Annotated in this window: 15 protein-coding genes; 13 read left to right on the top strand and 2 right to left on the bottom strand. The window is 72.4% G+C overall.

Annotation, left to right across the window (positions count from 1 at the left end):
* The first annotated feature begins 7 nt into the window (after nucleotides 1–7).
* From ACZ466_RS55495 to ACZ466_RS55465, 7 genes are read left to right on the top strand one after another with little or no spacing between them, the layout of a single operon-like run.
* Nucleotides 8–1,486, top strand: a complete 1,479-nt coding sequence (locus tag ACZ466_RS55495; protein ID WP_378283502.1) for an aldehyde dehydrogenase family protein — start codon at nucleotides 8–10, stop codon at nucleotides 1,484–1,486.
* A complete protein-coding gene (locus ACZ466_RS55490; protein ID WP_378283503.1) occupies nucleotides 1,483–2,388 on the top strand; it encodes an NAD(P)-dependent oxidoreductase in 906 nt (301 codons plus the stop codon). Before ACZ466_RS55495 ends, ACZ466_RS55490 begins: the two co-directional genes overlap by 4 nt.
* The gene (locus ACZ466_RS55485; RefSeq protein WP_378283505.1) at nucleotides 2,381–3,217 is read left to right on the top strand and encodes an N-acyl homoserine lactonase family protein; all 837 of its coding nucleotides are present in this window, start codon (nucleotides 2,381–2,383) and stop codon (nucleotides 3,215–3,217) included. Before ACZ466_RS55490 ends, ACZ466_RS55485 begins: the two co-directional genes overlap by 8 nt.
* 16 nt (nucleotides 3,218–3,233) lie before the next feature.
* The gene (locus ACZ466_RS55480) at nucleotides 3,234–4,391 is read left to right on the top strand and encodes an acyl-CoA dehydrogenase family protein (protein WP_378283506.1); all 1,158 of its coding nucleotides are present in this window, start codon (nucleotides 3,234–3,236) and stop codon (nucleotides 4,389–4,391) included.
* Nucleotides 4,388–6,466, top strand: a complete 2,079-nt coding sequence (locus tag ACZ466_RS55475) for an acetate--CoA ligase family protein (protein ID WP_378283507.1) — start codon at nucleotides 4,388–4,390, stop codon at nucleotides 6,464–6,466. The genes ACZ466_RS55480 and ACZ466_RS55475 overlap by 4 nt, the downstream gene beginning before the upstream one ends.
* A 4-nt stretch (nucleotides 6,467–6,470) precedes the next feature.
* Entirely contained in the window at nucleotides 6,471–7,841 is a 1,371-nt protein-coding gene (locus ACZ466_RS55470; RefSeq protein ID WP_378283508.1) for an MmgE/PrpD family protein, read from the top strand.
* Nucleotides 7,838–8,110, top strand: a complete 273-nt coding sequence (locus ACZ466_RS55465) for a hypothetical protein (protein ID WP_378283509.1) — start codon at nucleotides 7,838–7,840, stop codon at nucleotides 8,108–8,110. The genes ACZ466_RS55470 and ACZ466_RS55465 overlap by 4 nt, the downstream gene beginning before the upstream one ends.
* A gap of 518 nt (nucleotides 8,111–8,628) precedes the next feature.
* Here the strand turns inward: ACZ466_RS55465 and ACZ466_RS55460 are convergent.
* Nucleotides 8,629–9,546, bottom strand: coding sequence for an SDR family NAD(P)-dependent oxidoreductase (locus tag ACZ466_RS55460; protein WP_378283510.1), 918 nt, complete (start codon nucleotides 9,544–9,546; stop codon nucleotides 8,629–8,631).
* A gap of 135 nt (nucleotides 9,547–9,681) precedes the next feature.
* On the opposite strand from ACZ466_RS55460, the gene ACZ466_RS55455 reads away from it, so the two are divergent.
* From ACZ466_RS55455 to ACZ466_RS55440, 4 genes are all read left to right on the top strand, one after another.
* Entirely contained in the window at nucleotides 9,682–10,659 is a 978-nt protein-coding gene (locus ACZ466_RS55455; protein ID WP_378283511.1) for an LLM class flavin-dependent oxidoreductase, read from the top strand.
* Complete coding sequence (locus tag ACZ466_RS55450; RefSeq protein WP_378283512.1) at nucleotides 10,656–11,450, top strand: SDR family NAD(P)-dependent oxidoreductase; 795 nt, start codon at nucleotides 10,656–10,658, stop codon at nucleotides 11,448–11,450. The genes ACZ466_RS55455 and ACZ466_RS55450 overlap by 4 nt, the downstream gene beginning before the upstream one ends.
* Before the next feature lie 42 nt (nucleotides 11,451–11,492).
* Entirely contained in the window at nucleotides 11,493–12,986 is a 1,494-nt protein-coding gene (locus ACZ466_RS55445; protein WP_378283513.1) for an aldehyde dehydrogenase family protein, read from the top strand.
* Between the two features lie 187 nt (nucleotides 12,987–13,173).
* Nucleotides 13,174–14,574, top strand: coding sequence for a family 1 glycosylhydrolase (locus tag ACZ466_RS55440; RefSeq protein WP_378283514.1), 1,401 nt, complete (start codon nucleotides 13,174–13,176; stop codon nucleotides 14,572–14,574).
* A gap of 31 nt (nucleotides 14,575–14,605) precedes the next feature.
* Here the strand turns inward: ACZ466_RS55440 and ACZ466_RS55435 are convergent, their stop codons facing one another.
* Nucleotides 14,606–15,139: a PaaI family thioesterase gene (locus tag ACZ466_RS55435; RefSeq protein ID WP_378283515.1), complete on the bottom strand. Its 534-nt coding sequence runs from the start codon at nucleotides 15,137–15,139 to the stop codon at nucleotides 14,606–14,608.
* Nucleotides 15,140–15,310: 171 nt separating this feature from the next.
* On the opposite strand from ACZ466_RS55435, the gene ACZ466_RS55430 reads away from it, so the two are divergent.
* Together ACZ466_RS55430 and ACZ466_RS55425 are read left to right on the top strand one after the other, a co-directional pair.
* Nucleotides 15,311–16,087, top strand: coding sequence for an SDR family NAD(P)-dependent oxidoreductase (locus ACZ466_RS55430; protein WP_378283516.1), 777 nt, complete (start codon nucleotides 15,311–15,313; stop codon nucleotides 16,085–16,087).
* 16 nt (nucleotides 16,088–16,103) lie between these two features.
* A complete protein-coding gene (locus ACZ466_RS55425; RefSeq protein WP_378283518.1) occupies nucleotides 16,104–16,853 on the top strand; it encodes an SDR family NAD(P)-dependent oxidoreductase in 750 nt (249 codons plus the stop codon).
* Nucleotides 16,854–16,856: the final 3 nt, after the last annotated feature.

Here is a 16,856-nt window from a genome sequence, read left to right as displayed (position 1 = left end):
GCCGATCATGACAGAGGTCGCCCGCACGCACCCTCTCCTGGAGGATGCGCGCCTACCCGAGGTGCTGACGGCCGTGACCGCCGGGGAGCACGCCCCCCGCGGTTCCGGCCCGATGCTCGACGTCGAGGATCCGGCCACCGAGAGCACGGTCGCGAGATTCGAGGAGACGACGGCCGACGGCGTCGCCGGGGCCGTCGAGAACGCCCAGGCCGCGTGGCGGGGCTGGGCGCGGCTCGACCCCGTCGAACGGGGCCGCCTCCTCAACCGGGTGGCGCGGGCCCTGCGCGAGAACGCCGACCGGCTCGCCCGGCTGGAGTCGCTGGACTCGGGCAAGCCGCTGTCCCAGGCCCGCACCGACATCGCCGGAAGCGCACGCTACTTCGAGTACTACGCCGGCCTGGCCGACAAGATCCACGGGGAGACGATCCCGCAGCCCAGGGGGACGTTCACCTACACCGTGCGCGAGCCGTACGGCGTCGTGGCCCACATCACCCCCTGGAACGCCCCGCTGACCCAGATGATGCGCGGAGTCGCCCCGTGCCTGGCGGCGGGCAACACCGTCGTCGTCAAGCCCTCCGAGCTGACGCCCCTGACGTCGGTGCTGGCCGCGCGCCTGATGGTGGAGGCGGGGCTGCCCCCGGGCGTCTGCAACGTCGTGCTCGGCGCCGGGGACACGACCGGGGCGGCCCTCACCCGGCATCCCCTCGTGCGGCACATCACCTTCACCGGTTCCGTCGCCGCCGGGCGCCGCGTCGGGGCGGTGGCGGCCGAGCGGATCATCGACGTCAACCTCGAACTGGGCGGGAAGTCGCCCACCATCGTGTGCGCCGACGCGGACCTCGGCGCGGCCGCGAAGGCCGGCGCGCTGGCGGTGATCCGCAACTCCGGCCAGTCGTGCTTCGCGACGACCCGGCTGCTGGTGGACCGCCGGGTGCACGGGGACTTCGTCGAGCGGCTCGCCGGGCACGTCGCGGGCCTGTCGGTCGGCCACGGCCTGGACGATCCCGACCTCGGACCGCTGATCTCGGCGCAACAGCGCTCCCGCGTGCTCGACCACATCGACCGCGCCGTGCGCGACGGCGCCGAGGCGGTGGTCGGCGGCGGCGCGGCCGAGGGCGCCGAGCGCGGCTACTTCGTCTCGCCGACCCTGCTCAGCGGGGTCACCAACGACATGGCCGTCGCCAGGGAGGAGATCTTCGGACCGGTCCAGTCGGTCATCGCCTTCGACTCCCTGGAGGAGGCGGTCGAGATCGCCAACGACACCGAGTACGGGCTCTCCGCCGGCGTGTTCACCGCGCACGTCGGGACGGCGCACCGGATCGCGGCCGAGCTCCAGGCGGGCCAGGTGCAGGTGAACCGCTACTCCGGCGCGGGCGTCGAGGTGCCCTTCGGCGGCTACAAGAGCAGCGGCCTGGGGCGGGAGAAGGGCACCGAGGCGATCACCCACTACACCCAGCTCAAGAGCGTCATCGTCGCCACCTCATGAGCGTCACTAGGGAAGGATCGGACATGGCAGGCACACCGGTTCTCGGATTCATCGGCCTCGGCGTGATGGGCTCGCGGATGTGCGCGAACCTCGTCCGCCGCTCGGGGGCGACCGTGGTCGTCTTCGATCCGGTCGAGGACGCCGTCGACGCGGCGGTGGCCCTGGGCGCGCGGCGCTGCGCGGGCATCGGCGAACTGGCCCGGGACGCCGACATCGTCTTCCTGTCGCTGCCGAGCATCGCCGAGGTCGAGTCCGTCTGCGAGGAGCTGTCGGCCGCGGCGGGACGTCCCCGGATCGTCGTCGACATGAGCACCAGCGATGTGCAGCGCACCCGGGAGCTGGCGGCGCGCCTGGAGAAGTCGGGCGTCGCTCTCGTGGACGCGCCGGTCGCGCGGCTCCGCCAGGCGGCCGAGGACGGCACGCTCCTCATCACCGTGGGCGCCACCGAGGCGCGGTTCGCCGAACTGGAGCCGTTCCTGTCCTGCATGGGCAGCGACATCGTGCACGCGGGCGGCACCGGCAACGGCCAGGTGATGAAGATCCTCAACAACATGGTGCTGTTCCTCAACATGAACGCGCTCGCCGAGGCGCTCACCATCGGCCGGGCCGCCGGGGTGGACGGCGCCCTGCTGTTCCGGACCCTGGCCCTGGGGTCGGCCGACAGCTTCGCGCTGCGCCGGACGGCGACCGCGACGATGATCCCCGACGAGTTCCCCGAGCGCGCCTTCCCGACGAACTACGCGATCAAGGACCTGGCCCTGGCCCTGCAACTGGCGCACGACCAGGGGATCGAGCTGCCCGCGGCGGGCCAGACCATGGCCCTGCTCGAACGCACCCGCGACGCCGGCTACGGAGAGAACTACTACCCCTCGATGATCAAGCTGGTGGACGGCCGTGGCTGAGCGCCCCGGACGACCGGGCCCGGACCTTCCGGACTGGGACGTGTGGGCGCTGCGCCTCGGTTCGGTGGACCGTCCCGCACGCGACAACTTCCTGATGCCCTGCGCCCGCTCCGGCGCGATGCGCCTGGACTTCACGATGTGGGTCGCGCGCGCGGGGGACCGGGTCGTCGTCGTCGACACCGGCTTCAGCGAACGCGCCGGAGAGAAGCGCGGCCGGCGGCTCGACCTCCGCCCTGCCGAGGCGGTCCGGCGGCTCGGGATCGAGCCCGGCCGGGTCAGCGAGGTCGTCCTCACGCACCTGCACTTCGACCACGCGGGCAACCTCGGGGACTTCCCGCAGGCCCAGGTCTCGGTCCAGGCGGGCGAGCTGGAGTACACCACCGGCAAGGCCATGACGCATCCGGCCCTCAACCACTTCTTCGAGGCCGATGACGTCGTGGAGGTCGTCCGCCGCGTGCACGACGGCGGGGTGCGGGTGGTCGAGGGCGATCTCGAACTGGCCCCGGGCCTGGAGCTCTGCCTCATCGGCGGCCACACCAAGGGCCTCCAGGTCGTCCGCGTGCACACCGCCCGGGGGTGGGTCGTCCTCGCCTCGGACGCGCTGCACTACTACGCCAACTTCCACGAGCGGAACCCGTTCCCCGCGATCCTCGACCTGGGGCAGATGCTCGACGGGTACGACCGGATCGGACGCCTCGCGGCGAGCCAGGACCACATCGTCCCAGGCCACGATCCCGCGGTGTTCGACCGCTACGCCGATTCCCATGACGATCTGCCCGACGGGACGGTGGCCTTGCACCGCGCTCCCCGGCGGGCTCCCGCTCCCTGACGAAAGCTGGTTCTCCATGGATTTCTCCCTGCCGCCCGAGGTGGACGAGTTCCGCCGCTCGGTGGAGGCGTTCTCGCTGGAACGGCTCGCCCCCCAGGCCCGTGAGCGGGCGCACTCCGCCGACTACCCGTGGGACGTGGCGCGGGCGATGGCCGCCCAGGGCCTGCTCGGCCTGACCATCCCCGAGGACAAGGGCGGCCAGGGCGCCGGCCTGCTCGCGGCGGTGACTGCCATCCAGGCCGTGGCCAAGGGATGCCCGCGCAGCGCCGACGTCGTCCAGGCGGGCAACTTCGGCCCGATCCGGACCTTCGCCGAGTACGCCACGCCCGCCCAGTGTGAGCGCTACCTGCCCGGGCTCCTGGCGGGGGAGACCCTCATAGGGCTCGGCATGACCGAGCCGGAGGCCGGGTCGGCCGTCACCGACCTGACCACGAGCGCGGTGCCGAAGGGCGACGGCTACCTGGTGAACGGCACCAAGATCTTTTCGACGCACAGCGCCGAGGCGACCGTCTTCCTGGTGTACGTGCGGTTCGGCCCCGGCGTGGGCGGCATCGGCTCGGTGCTCGTGGACCGCGACAGCGAGGGGCTCACCATCGGAGAGCCCTCGACGTTCATGAACGGCGAGCGCTGGTGCCAGCTCTACTTCGACGACTGCTACGTGCCGGCCGATCAGGTGCTGCTGGGCGAGGGCGGTTTCAAGAGGCAGATCAGCGGCTTCAACGTCGAGCGGCTCGGGAACGCGTCCCGCTCCATCGCCCTGGGACGCTACGCGTTCGACCAGGCCACCGGGCATCTCACCACGCGCCACCAGTTCGGCCGCCCACTGGCGGAGTTCCAGGGGCTGCAGTGGATGTTCGCCGAGGCAGCGGTGAAGCTGGAGTCGGCCCAGATGCTCCTGCACAGGGCGGCCGTGGCGGGTGACCGGGACGGCATCCCCTCGGCGTTCGACACGGCCGTCGCCAAGTTCGCGGCCAACCAGGCCGGATACGGCGCCGCCGACGTCGCGATGCAGGCCATGGGCGCCACCGGGTTCAGCACCGAGTCCCTGGTCGAGTACTGCTTCCGCCGCACGCGGGGATGGATGATCGCCGGGGGCTCGACCGAGGTCCTCAAGAACCGCATCGCCGAGCACGTTTTCGGCCGCCGCTTCAGCCAGCGGGGCGCCGCCTCATGACGCGACTGTACGACGCACTGCTCAGCCCTTCCTCCGTGGCGATCGTGGGCGCGTCGGACACTCCCGGCAAGACCACGGCCCGGCCGCTGGAATACCTGCGCAGGCACGGGTGGAAGGGCGAGCTGTTCCCGGTCAATCCCGCGCGCGAGACCGTGCTCGGCGAACGGGCCTGGCCCTCGCTCGGCGCGCTTCCGGTGGTGCCCGACCACGTTTTCATCCTCACCGGGCCCGACCTCGCGGTCGAGGCGGTGCGCGAGTGCGCCGATCTCGGCGTGACGGTGGCCACGGTCATGGCCGACGACTTCCTGGACGACGGCGGGCGCGGCGCCGCCCGGCGCGCCGAACTGCTGGAGATCGTCAGAGCGTCCGGTCTCCGGCTGCTCGGACCCAGCAGCCTGGGCGTCACCGCTCCCGGGGACGGCCTCGCCCTCACCGCGAACGCCGCCTTCGCCGAGGCGGAACCCGGTGACGGCGGCGTGTTCGTCGCCTCGCAATCCGGCAGCGCCATGGGCGCCCTGCTCTCGCGCGGCATGGAGATGGGCGTGGGCTTCCGCGGCATGGTCTCTACCGGGAACGAACTCGACCTGACGCTCGGCGAGATCTGCCTCGCCTCGGTCGACGACCCGCGGATCGAGAGTTACGCCCTCTTCCTGGAGAACATCACGGGCGCCGACGACCTGCGCGCCTTCGCGCGGGCCGCCGCGGAACGGGGCAAGCCGGTCCTGGCCTACAAGCTCGGCCGGACCGACGCGGGCGCCCGCCTGGCCGTCTCGCACACCGGTGCCCTGGCCGGGGACGACGCCGTCGCCGACGCGCTGCTCAAGGATCTGGGGATCGCCAGGGTGCGCACCTTCGAGGCACTGCTCGAAGGGCAGAACCTGGCACGCGGCCTGCCGCTCCGGCCTGCCGGGGCCGCGCGGCCCCGGGTGTGCGTGCTGTCCACCACCGGCGGCGGGGGTGCGATGGCCGTCGACTGCCTTGCCGCCGCCGGGGCCGACCTGCCGGGGCCGTCGCCGGAGACCATCGGGCGGCTCGCCGAGGCCGGGATCGCCGCGGGCCATGGCGCCCTGATCGACCTCACGCTCGCCGGCACCCGCTACGACGTGATGAAGAGCGCGCTCGACGTGGTCCTGGCGGCACCGGAGTTCGACGCCGTCGTGGCCGTGCCCGGCAGTTCCGCACGGTTCCACCCCGAACTGGCGGTCAAGCCGATCGTCGACTGCGCGGCGAACGGCAAGCCTCTCGCGGCGTTCGTGATGCCCGCGGCGCCCGAGGCGTTGCGCCTGCTGAGGAGCAGCGGGGTGGCGGCCTTCCGGACGGCGGAGGCCTGCGCCGACGCCCTGTTCGCGGTCTTCGGCCGCCGGAAGCCCGCCGCGGGAGACCGGCCGGGTCCCAGGCCGCCGTCCGCGGACTCGGAGATCCTGGACGAGGCCGAGTCGTACGAGGTGCTGGGCGGAGCCGGTCTCTCCTGTGCCCCGCACGCCGTGGTGACGGCCGGTGAGCTTCCTCCCGGCCTTCCGGTGCCGGGCCCGGTGGCAGTCAAGATCCTTTCAGCGGAGGTGCCGCACAAGTCCGATGCGGGCGGCGTCGTTCTCGGCGTCACCGACGGCGACGGCCTGCGGGCGGCCGCGGACCGCATCGCGCGGTCGGTCACGGAGCGGCTCCCCGCCGTGAAGCCCGAACGCTTCCTGGTGCAGACGATGGCGCGGGGGCTCGGCGAGGCGCTGGTCGGCTTCCGGCACGACCCCGACGCCGGCCCGGTCGTGGTCCTGGCCGCGGGAGGGGTGCTGGCGGAGCTCTACCAGGACCGCAGCGTCAGGCCCGCCCCGGTCGATCCGGGCACGGCCCGCGAGATGATCGGCGAGGTCATCGCCTTCCGGGCGCTCGCCGGCTATCGAGGCGCACCCGTGGGCGATCTGGACGCCCTGGCCCGCGCCGTCGCCGCGGTGTCCCGGCTCGCCGACGCCGACGGCGCGGCGATCCTCGAAGCCGAAGTGAACCCGCTGCTCGTGCTCCCCGAGGGCCAGGGCGTCGTCGCGGTGGACGCGCTCGTACGCCGCGAGAGAGAGGTCTGAGGAGATGGCCGGGACAACGAACGGGACGGTCATCGGCGCACTCACCGAACGCGCGATGGAGCTGCGCGCCGCGCCGATGCCGTCCGCGGCGGCCGACGCGGCGGAGCTGGCCCTGGTGGACTGGCTCGGCGTCACGCTCGGCGGCAGCACCGGCGTGCCCGCCCGAGCCCTCCTCACTGGACTCGGTCCGCTCTCGGGGGCCAGCCGCCTGGCGGGCGGCGGGACGGCGCCGCCCCCGCTGGCCGCGCTGGTGAACGGCACCGCCGCGCACACCCTGGAACTCGACGACATCTACGCGCCGGGGCTCTTCCACCCCGGGGCACCGATCATCGCCGCCGCGTTGGCAGTGGCGGACCAGGTGCGCGCCTCGGGAGAGACGCTGCTGCGCGCGGTGGTCACCGGATACGAGGTCGGCTGCCGCGTGGCCACCGACCTGGGGCCCGCGCACTACAAGCACTGGCACACGACCGGCACCGCCGGCAGCGTCGGTGCCGCGGCCGCGGCGGCGGAGGTGCTCGGCGCGGACGAGGACGTTTTCGCCCACGCCCTCGCCCTGGCCGCGACGATGGCCTCCGGGCTCCAGCAGACCTTCCGCAGCGACGCGATGGGCAAACCCCTGCACGCGGGGAACGCCGCGCACGCGGGCGTGGTCGCGGTGGCCCTGGCCGCCGGAGGCGTGACCGGGGCCGCCGACGCCCTGGAGGGGGAGGCGGGACTCGGAGCGGCCTCGGGAGCGCCGTCCCGTTGGGAGACGTGCCGCGCCCCGCTCGGCTCGCCGCCGGCCATCAATGCCGTCACCGTCAAGCCCTATCCATGCTGCGGGCACACCTTCGCGGTCATCGACGCCGTCCTGGAACTGCGTGCGAAGGGGCTGACCGCGGACGATGTCGACCGTCTCGACGTCGCCACCTACTCCACCGCACTGGCGGTCGCCGGCATCGCCCGTCCGCGCACGGCCGCCGAGCGCAGGTTCAGCATTCCCCACCTCGCGTCGCTCGCCCTGCTCGACGGAGCCGTGACCGCCGCGGCCATCGAGTCGGACAGGAAGGCCGCAGACCTCCGGGCACTCGCGGAGGCGGTGCGGCTGGAAGCCGACCCGGTCTTCGAGGAGCGGTTCCCCAGTCGTCGCGGGGCCCGCGTGACGGCGGTGACCCGCTCGGGGAAGCGGATGACCGCCGAGGTGCCGGACCGTTCGGGCAGCCCGCAGAACCCACTGCCGTACGAGCGCGTGAAACAGAAGTTCCTCGACACCGCGGCGGCGGTGATCGGAACCCGCGGCCCCCGACTGCTGGCCCAGGTCGGCCGCCTCCGCGCTGGGGGCGAGGTCGTCGATCTCGAATTCGCTCAAGTCTCACGATCGCTGGGAGCGCCATGACCACCGTCCGTCATGACTTCGCCGTCGACGTGACGGCCGCGATGCCCGGGGACGGCCCAGCCACGGGCCCTGTCGAGGTCACCGCGACGGTCGTCGCCGATCCTGGGGCCGTACCGGACCGTCCGCTGGTGGTGCTGGCGATCCCGGGCGGGACCTACCACCGCCGTTACTGGGATCTCCAGCCTCCGGGCCGGGAGGGCTACAGCAAGGCGGAGTGGCTTGCCCGGCGCGGCTCACGCCGTCAGCCGGTTCGTGCGCGACGGCCTTGAGAGGGGCGCGTTCGCCGAGGCCCTGCCGCCGTTGCCTGATGCGGCGCGTCACCCATCGTCATCGCCAACATTCCGGAACACCGACGGTTCGGTGCGATCCCTCAGGAGGAGCGCAGGCGGCTGATCATGGAGGACAACGCCAGGACGTCCGGCCTCCCCGAGCTGCCCATGTACCACGGGGCGCCGCGGGACAACTTCCGAGGCGTCTTCCATGTGGAAGACGTCCCCGACGACCTGTGGGATGGCGCACATGCACAACTTCGCCGACACCCGCGAGCGGCTGTGGCGGCGCTTCGCCGACTGGCTGCCGGTCATCGCACCTCGTTGACACCGCCCGCCTGACGCCTTCCGGCGTAGGGCGCCGAGGTCTGTGGGCGTGCTGGCGCTCGCCCGTGAGCGCTTCGGCTCACTTGGCCCCGGAGCGTGCGACGCAGCTCCGGGGCCCAGGTGTTCGTGGGTGTGGGAAGGTCGTTCAACGCATGACGACCTGCGGCAGCGGGGTCCTCAGCCGGTCGCGGTCAGGACTTGTCGGGGAGTAGGCCGATGGGACGGCCCGCGGGCGCGGCGCCGTACAGTTGCGGCAGGGACTCGACCAGCTCGTCGGCGGTGACCGACGCGCCCGAGCGGGCGTGGTGCGTGGCGGAGATGGTCCAGGACTGCATCCGGTTGACCTTGTCGCCGTCGACCCTCAGGACCTGGCCGGTGAGCCAGCCGGCCGCGTCGGAGGCGAGGTAGACGACCACGCCCGAGGCGTTGGCGGGGTCCAAGGGGTCGAAGCCGTTCTCGCCGGGCGCGCCGCCCTTCAGCATCTCGGCCGTCATGCGGGTGGCCGCGATGGGGGAGATGGCGTTGACGGTGACGCCGTAGCGGCGCATCTCCATGGCCGCGATCGTGGTCAGGTTGGCGATGCCGGCCTTGGCCGCGCCGTAGTTGGACTGCCCCACCTGGCCGAACAGGCCGGTGCCCGAGGTGGTGTTGATGACGCGGCCGGCGACCGGCTCGCCGCGCTTGTACGACTCGCGCCAGTAGGCGCAGGCGTGCCGGGTGAGCCCGAAGGTCCCCTTGAGGTGCACCGCGATCACGGCGTCGAAGTCGGCCTCGGTCATCGAGAAGATCATCCGGTCGCGCAGGATGCCCGCGTTGTTCACCACGATGTCGAGCCGGCCGAACCCGGCGACCGTGTCGGCGACCAGGGCCTGCGTCGCCTGCCAGTCCGCGACCGAGCTCCCGTTGGCGACGGCCCGCCCGCCGAGCTTGGTGATCTCGGCGACCACCTCGTCGGCCGGGGACTCCGCGGCCTGCTCGCCGTGCAGGCCGGCGCCGAGATCGTTCACGACCACGGTGGCGCCCGCCTCGGCCAGGGCCAGGCAGTGCGCCCGGCCCAGGCCGCGGCCGCCTCCGGTGACGATGGCTACCTTCCCGTCCAGAAGCCCCACGACTTGCCTCCTCATGCGATGGCCGAGCCGACGTCGGCAAATACTTTAATTATCTTACTGTATCTCGGGTTGGACCCTATCCTTGGCGGGATCGGCTGAATAGGGTAGATGTTTAAGCGAACTGAGGGGTGAGGGATGAAGGTCGGTGTCTGGTTCGATCTGCGCAACCCGCCGCGCTGGCGGCGGGATCCGGCGCGCCTGTACGCCTTCGTGCTCGAGATGTGCCAGGAGGCCGAGCACCTCGGCGCGGACTCGATCTGGTTCACCGAGCACCACCTGTTCGAGGACGGCTACCTGCCCCAGCCGCTGACGTTCGCCGCCGCCGCGGCCGCCCGGACCCGCCGGGTGCGGCTGGGCACCGGGATCCTGATCGCCCCGCTCCGCAAGACCCCGCAGCTGGCCGAGGAGGCGGCGGTCGTGGACCTCGTCAGCGGGGGAAGGGTCGACCTCGGGCTCGGCGCCGGCTACCGGGTGCCCGAGTTCGACCTGTTCGGAGCCGACATCGGCGAGCGCTACCGGACCCTGGACGCGCAGGTCGGCGAACTCCGGCGGCTCTGGGGCGACGGCGGACTCACCCCGGCCCCCGTCCAGGAACGCCTGCCGATCTGGCTCGGCTACCTGGGGCCGAAAGGCGCTCGGCGGGCGGGCCGGATGGGCGAGGGTCTGCTCACGGCCAATGCCGAGTCGTGGCCGGAGTACCGGGCGGGCCTCGCCGAGGGCGGGCACGATCCCGGCGCCGCGCGCATGGCGGGGGGCATCGAGGGGTTCGTCAGCGAGGATCCCGAACGGGACTGGGCCCTGCTGGCACCGCACGTCGCGTACCACTTCGACAGCTACCGCCGCTACATGGTGGAGGGGACCGGGCGGCTCGTCCCGCGACCGGTGGACCCCGACGTGCTGCGGTCGCGCCCGCCCCGGGGCCCGCTGACGTCGTTCCCGGTCGACACTCCCGAGAACATGGCCGCCCACGTGCGGAAGTACGCGGGCGAGGCGCCGGTGGAGACGGTGTGGTTCGGCGCCTCGGTCGCCGGGTTGCCCGAGGAGGCGGTGGCCCGGCATATCGGCGTGATCTGCGAGCGGCTGCGTCCGCTGCTTCAGGAGGGTGCCGCGTGAGCAGGCTTCAGGGCAAGATCGCGGTCATCACCGGAGCCGCGTCCGGCATCGGCGCCGCGACCGCCCGGCGGGTCGCCGCCGAAGGGGCGAGCACGGTCGTGGCCGATCTGAACAAGGACGGCGCCGCCGCGGTCGCCGAGGAGATCACTTCGTCCGGCGGGACCGCGACCGCGGTGGGAGTGGACCTGGGCGACACGGACTCGGTGCGCGCCATGATCGAGAGCACGGTCGGCGCGTACGGCGGCGTCGACGTCCTGCACAACAACGCCGCCGCCACGCACCTGGCGGCCAGGCGGGACCTGGCCGTCGCGGAGGCCGACCCGGCGGTGTGGGACGACACCATGCGCATCAACGTGCGCGGCGCGATGGTCGCGATCCAGGCCGCCCTGCCGCACATGATCGCCCGTGGCGGCGGCGCGGTGATCAACACCTCGTCCGGGTCCGGTCTGGCGGGGGATCTGCGCAATCCCGCCTACGGCGCGTCCAAGGCCGCCCTGATCAACCTCACCTGGTACGTCGCCACCCAGTACGGCAAGCAGGGCGTCCGGTGCAACGCGATCACGCCCGGGTTCATCGTGACCGGTGCGAGCAGGCACTCCGCCCACGGCGCGATGCAGGAGACGATGCTGCGCCACCACCTGACGCCCAGGCTCGGGTCGCCCGAGGACGTCGCCGCGGCGGTGGTCTTCCTCGCCTCGGACGAGGCGGCCTTCATCACCGGGCAGACCCTCGGCGTCGACGGCGGCCTGCTCGCCCACCAGCCCTACGTCGCGGACATGCGGCAGGGATAGCCGCGCCGCATCCGATGAGAACCCGATCCGAGGAGTACCCACATGGTGAACGTGGACGTCGAGCTGCACCGGCGCAAGGCGGCCTCCGATCTGCCGCGACCGCGGCTGATCATCGGGGGTGAGGACGTCCTCGACGCGAGCGGGGGCGTCCACGAGCACGTCAATCCCGCCACCGGCGAAGTTCAGGCCGCCGTGCCGCTCGCCGGGGCCGGGGAGGTCGACCGGGCGGTGGCGGCCGCCCGCCGCGCGTTCGAGGAGGTGTGGGGGCCGATGCGCCCCGCGGAGCGGCGCCGCCTGCTGACCCGCTTCGCCGGCCTGATCCGCGAGCACATCGAGGAGTTCGCCGCGATCTGCCCGCTGGAGAACGGGGTCTGCATCGGCGGATGGGCCGAGAACGTCGGCCCGCACGTCGCCGAGTGGACCGAGTACTACGCGGGCTGGGCGGACAAGATCGAGGGCGGTGTCTCCGCCGCCTACAGCCCGAACGAGTTCGTCGAGTACACGGTCGCCGAGCCGTACGGGGTGATCGGCCACATCATCACCTGGAACTCGCCGGCGCTGTCGCTGGCGATGAAGGTGCCGCCGTCGCTGGCCGCGGGCAACACCGTGGTGATCAAGCCGGCGGAGAGCACGCCCTTCTCCGCGCTGCTGTTCACCGAGCTGGCGCGTCAGGCGGGCATCCCCGACGGGGTGATCAACGTCGTCACCGGCCTCGGCGAGGCGGGGCAGGCGCTGGTGACCCATCCCGGGATCGACAAGATCTCCTTCACCGGCGGCCCGGTCACCGCGCGCCACATCATGGCCGCCGCGGCGGCCTCCCTCAAGCCGGTGCTGTTCGAGCTGGGCGGGAAGTCGGCCAACCTGCTGTTCGCGGACGCCGACCTCGACGCCGTCGGCCCCTACTGCGCCGCGTTCGCGATGAGCAACTCCGGCCAGGGCTGCGCGCTGCCGACCCGGCTGCTGGTGCAGCGCCCCATCTACGACGAGGTCATCGAGCGGGTGGTCGGCACCGTCAAGGCGCTGCCGGTCGGCGACCCGCTGGACCCGGCCACCTACATCGGGCCGCTGATCGACGCGACCGCCCGGGACCGTGTCCAGGACATGATCGAGAAGGCGGTCGCCGACAAGGCCGGACGCCTCGTCCACGGCGGCGAGCGCATCGAGGCCGACGGCTACTTCGTCGCTCCGACGGTCTTCGCGGACGTCGACAACAGAAGCGATCTGGCCCAGAAGGAGGTGTTCGGCCCGGTTCTGGCCATCACGCCGTTCGACACCGAGGACGAGGGGGTCGCCCTGGCCAATGACAGCGAGTACGGGCTGTCGGCCTACATCCAGTCCCCGAACGTCGACCGGATCAACCGCCTCGTCCCGCGCCTGAAGGCCGGCACCGTCTTCGTCAACCCCGGCCCCAACCCCATCACCTGCGCCGGCACGCCCTTCGGCGGTGTCGGGATCAGCGGCTTCGGCCGTGAGGGCGGCAAGGCCGGCCTGGACGAGTTCATCCACGTCAAGGGGGTCGGCGTCGGCCGCTCCTGAGCCTGCCCCGGGTCCGGGCCACGGTCTCGGACCCGGGGGACGGGTGTAACCGAGATCGCAGCGATGTGGCTTGACATGTAATGTGCATGCAACATTGTCACCATCCGATTCTGGTGTTAGCGTCGAGCCGTATTCCGGCCGTCTTCGGGCCGACCATCGCGTCAACTCGGCTCGCGGATGGTGCGTGATGATCGATTCAAGCCTTCGGAAGGCCTTCGACGGCGTCGACTGGGGCATCTCGACGTCCGAGGGGCTCGCCGCGCCGTCCCGCGGCTCCTTCGGCATCGCCCCGGCCGGGCCCTCGCGGCGCTGGTCGGCGGACCTGGAGGCGGTCGTGGGCGGCGCGCCGACCTCCTGCCAGATGGTCGCCGGCTGGCCGTACCTCCAGCCGGCCGGCCCGGGAAGCTGGGACAGGGCGGCCCTGGACCGCTGTGATCGCAGGCTCGACCAGTTGCTGGACCGCGGGATCAAGCCGGGCATCACACTCCTGCACATCGACATGCCGCGCTGGGCGGACCTGTCCGGAGGCTGGCTCGACCGTGACACCGCGGCGCGCTTCGCCGACTTCGCGGCGGGGATGGGGGAGCGGTTCGGCGACCGGGTGGCCCGCTGGACCACCGTCAGCGACGTGCTGGTCCACTCGGTGGCCGACTACGTCGCCGGAATGCTCCCGACCGGCCGCGGCGTGGGAATGCGGGGCCTGGTGGCCCTGCACCACGTGCTGCTCGGCGCCGGACTCGCCGTCCGGGCGCTGCGGCAGAACACGGGCGGCGCCGAGGTGGGCGGCTCCCTGACGCTGATAGGCGGCTACGCCGCCTCCGACGACATCAGGGACCGCGTCGCGCTGGACCGGCTCGAGAGCTGGGCGCACCGCCTCCTGCTCGATCCGATGCTGCTCGGCCGGCACATGGTCGCCGGGAACGACCGCTCGCCCGTGGAGGACGCCGGGTGCGTCCGGCCCGGGGACATGGAGGCGATCGCCGAGCCCGCCGACGTGCTCGGGGTCGTCTGGCACGTGCCCACACGGGTGGCGGCACCGGAGAACCTGGCCAGGCTGCTGCCGGTGCGGGAGTGCTTCAGCGCGCTCAACGACGCCAACCGCGTGCTCGCCCGTCTCGGCTTCGTGCTCGCGCCGATGGAGGCCGTCCAGACGACCCGCTACGGCTGGCCGGTCGTTCCCGAGGCGCTGGCCGACGCCGTCGCCGCTCTGGACGACATCTACGGTGACGCCCTGCCGCCGCTGCGCATCATCGACAACGGCATGTGCGACCTGGAACCCGCCACCGGCACCGACACCGACGAGGAGCGGGCGCGCCGCCGGGCCGGACTCACCGCCCAGCTGCGCTGGCTCGCCCAGGTGATGGCGGAGGGCGTCAAGATCAGCGGATACGAGTACTGGTCCCTGATGGACAACGCCGCGTGGAAGCTGCGCTACACGCGGCACTACGCGATGGCGGTCGACGGCCGGCAGCACCCGCCGCAGCCCGCGATCCCGCGTGACTGGCCCCACCAGGAGGCCTTCGGCGGGCCCCTGCCCCCGGTCAGGACGTCCACCAAGTCCGGACGCCGACCCCTCCACTCGGTCTAGGCCGCGAGCCCGCCCCGGGCCTCGTCGAGCGTCAGGGACTGCCCGCTGAGTCCTGCTGGGCCAGCCACTTCTCGTGGCGGTCGAAGTGCCCAGGGTCCCGGGCCACCCAGATGCCGGAGGCGCGCGCCAGGACCGCGCCGCCCGGCAGCAGTGACATCTCGCCCGCGATGTACCAGCGCGACCCCTCCCGCCGGTCCACCCAGGCCCTGACCTGGACGGGCCTATCGACGGGGACGGGCTTGACGAAGCTCACCGACAGTTCGGCGGTGACCGAGAGCGTCCGGTTCAGCAACGGTACGTGACCCAGGCATTCGTCCATGACCGCCGCCGTCCAGCCGCCGTGCGCGACGTTGGGACCGCCCTCCTGGTCCCGGGGGCAGGTCACGTGGAACCAGGCGTTCCCCGTGTCGTCGAGGCGCTCGCGCTGGACGCCGAGCCGGCACCGCCCGGCGGCGTGGCACGCGCCGCACAGCGCGACGCCGCCCCCGGTCCGCGGCGGATCCTGGAAATCGGAGCCCGCCCAGCGCCGGTCGGGCGTCCTGGGCCGGTCGTCGTCAGTGCGCATGCACGATCCTCGGGTAGACGGGGCTTCGCGGATGATCGAACCTCGCACAGGCTCGTGAATCAGTTATCTATATTCTATGATTATGCTACATCTCGGCCGACGCTCAACACCGGCCCCGAGGGCACCGCGCGGCCGCGTGCCGCGCCGGCGTCCCGAATTGGAGAGTGCCCCGTGACCGACCCCTACGACCGCACGCGCCTGTTCGATCTGACCGGCAAGATCGCGCTGGTCACCGGCGGCAGCCGCGGCCTCGGCCGCGAGATGGTCCTGGCCTTCGCCGCGGCCGGCGCCGATGTGGTGATCGCCAGCCGCAAGCTCGCCGCCTGCGAGGAACTCGCCGAGACCGTCCGCGGGACCACCGGCCGGGAGGCCCTCCCGATCGCGTGCCACGTCGGCAGATGGGAGGAGATCGACCGCATGGTCGACGCGGTCTACGACCGCTTCGGGCGTGTCGACGTCCTGGTCAACAACGCCGGGATGTCGCCGCTGTACGACAGCGTCCTGGACGTCACCGAGGAGCTGTACGACAAGGTCCTCGGAGTGAACCTCAAGGGGCCCTTCCGCCTGATGGCCCAGGTCGGCACGCGGATGGCGGCCGGCGCGGGCGGCTCGATCATCAACATCAGCAGCATCGGCGCCGTCCGGACCGGCAAGGACGTGATCCCCTACGCCGCGGCCAAGGCGGGGCTGAACAGCATGACCGCCTCGTTCGCCCACGCCCTCGGCCCCGCCGTACGGGTGAACGGGATCATGCCGGGCGGGTTCTTCACGGACGTGGCCGCGCACTGGGACCGCGAGGCGTTCGACCGGCACGCGGCCCGGACCTTCGCGCTCGGCCGGGGCGGGGAGCCCCGCGAGATCGTCGGCACGGCGCTGTACTTCGCCTCGGCGGCCTCCAGCTACACCACCGGGTCCGTCCTCGTCGTCGACGGCGGCGTACCGGCCTAGGAACGAAGGGAAGACCATGGCAGAAGCAGGACGGCTCCAGGGCAAGATCGCGGTGGTGACCGGCGCGGGTTCGGGCATCGGCAGGGCGATCACCCTGCGGTTCGCGGCCGAAGGCGCGCGCGTGGTGGCCGCGGACATCTCGGGAGCGCAGGAGAAGGTGGCGGCCGAGGCCCGGGGCGAGGTGGAGCCCTTCACGTGCGATGTCAGTGACGAGGCGGCGGTCCGGGCGCTGATGGCGCACTGCCGGGAGCGCCATGGCCGATTGGAGATCTTGGCCAACAACGCCGGCATCGCGGGCGGGGGCGCCCGCATCCACGAGACCGGCATGGACGCCTTCGACCGGGTGATGGCCGTGAACGTGCGCGGTTCCTACATGGTCCTCAAGCACGCCCTGCCACTCCTGCTGGAAGCGCCCAGTGGGGCCTCCGTGGTCAACACGGCCTCGATCGGAGGGTTCCGGGCGACACCGGGCTCGTCGCCCTACATCACCTCCAAGGGGGCGCAGGTGATGATGACCAGGGCGGCGGCCCTGGAGTACGTCAGGGACGGGATCCGGGTGAACGCGGTGTGCCCCGGCACGACGGAGACCGCGATCCTGGACGGCAGCCCCCCGGAGACGCTGCGGATGCTGTCGGACAGGATCCCGATGGGGCGGCTCGGCACCGCCGAGGAAGTGGCGAACCTCGCGCTCTTCCTGGCCTCCGACGAGGCGTCCTACATCACCGGCCAGTGCTACGTGATCGACGGCGGCCGCAGCGCGGGCTGAGCG

The sequence above is a fragment of the Actinomadura rugatobispora genome, from assembly GCF_055379765.1.
Note: the sequence above shows the minus strand (reverse complement) of the source record. Positions and strands in the feature narration are given on the sequence as shown.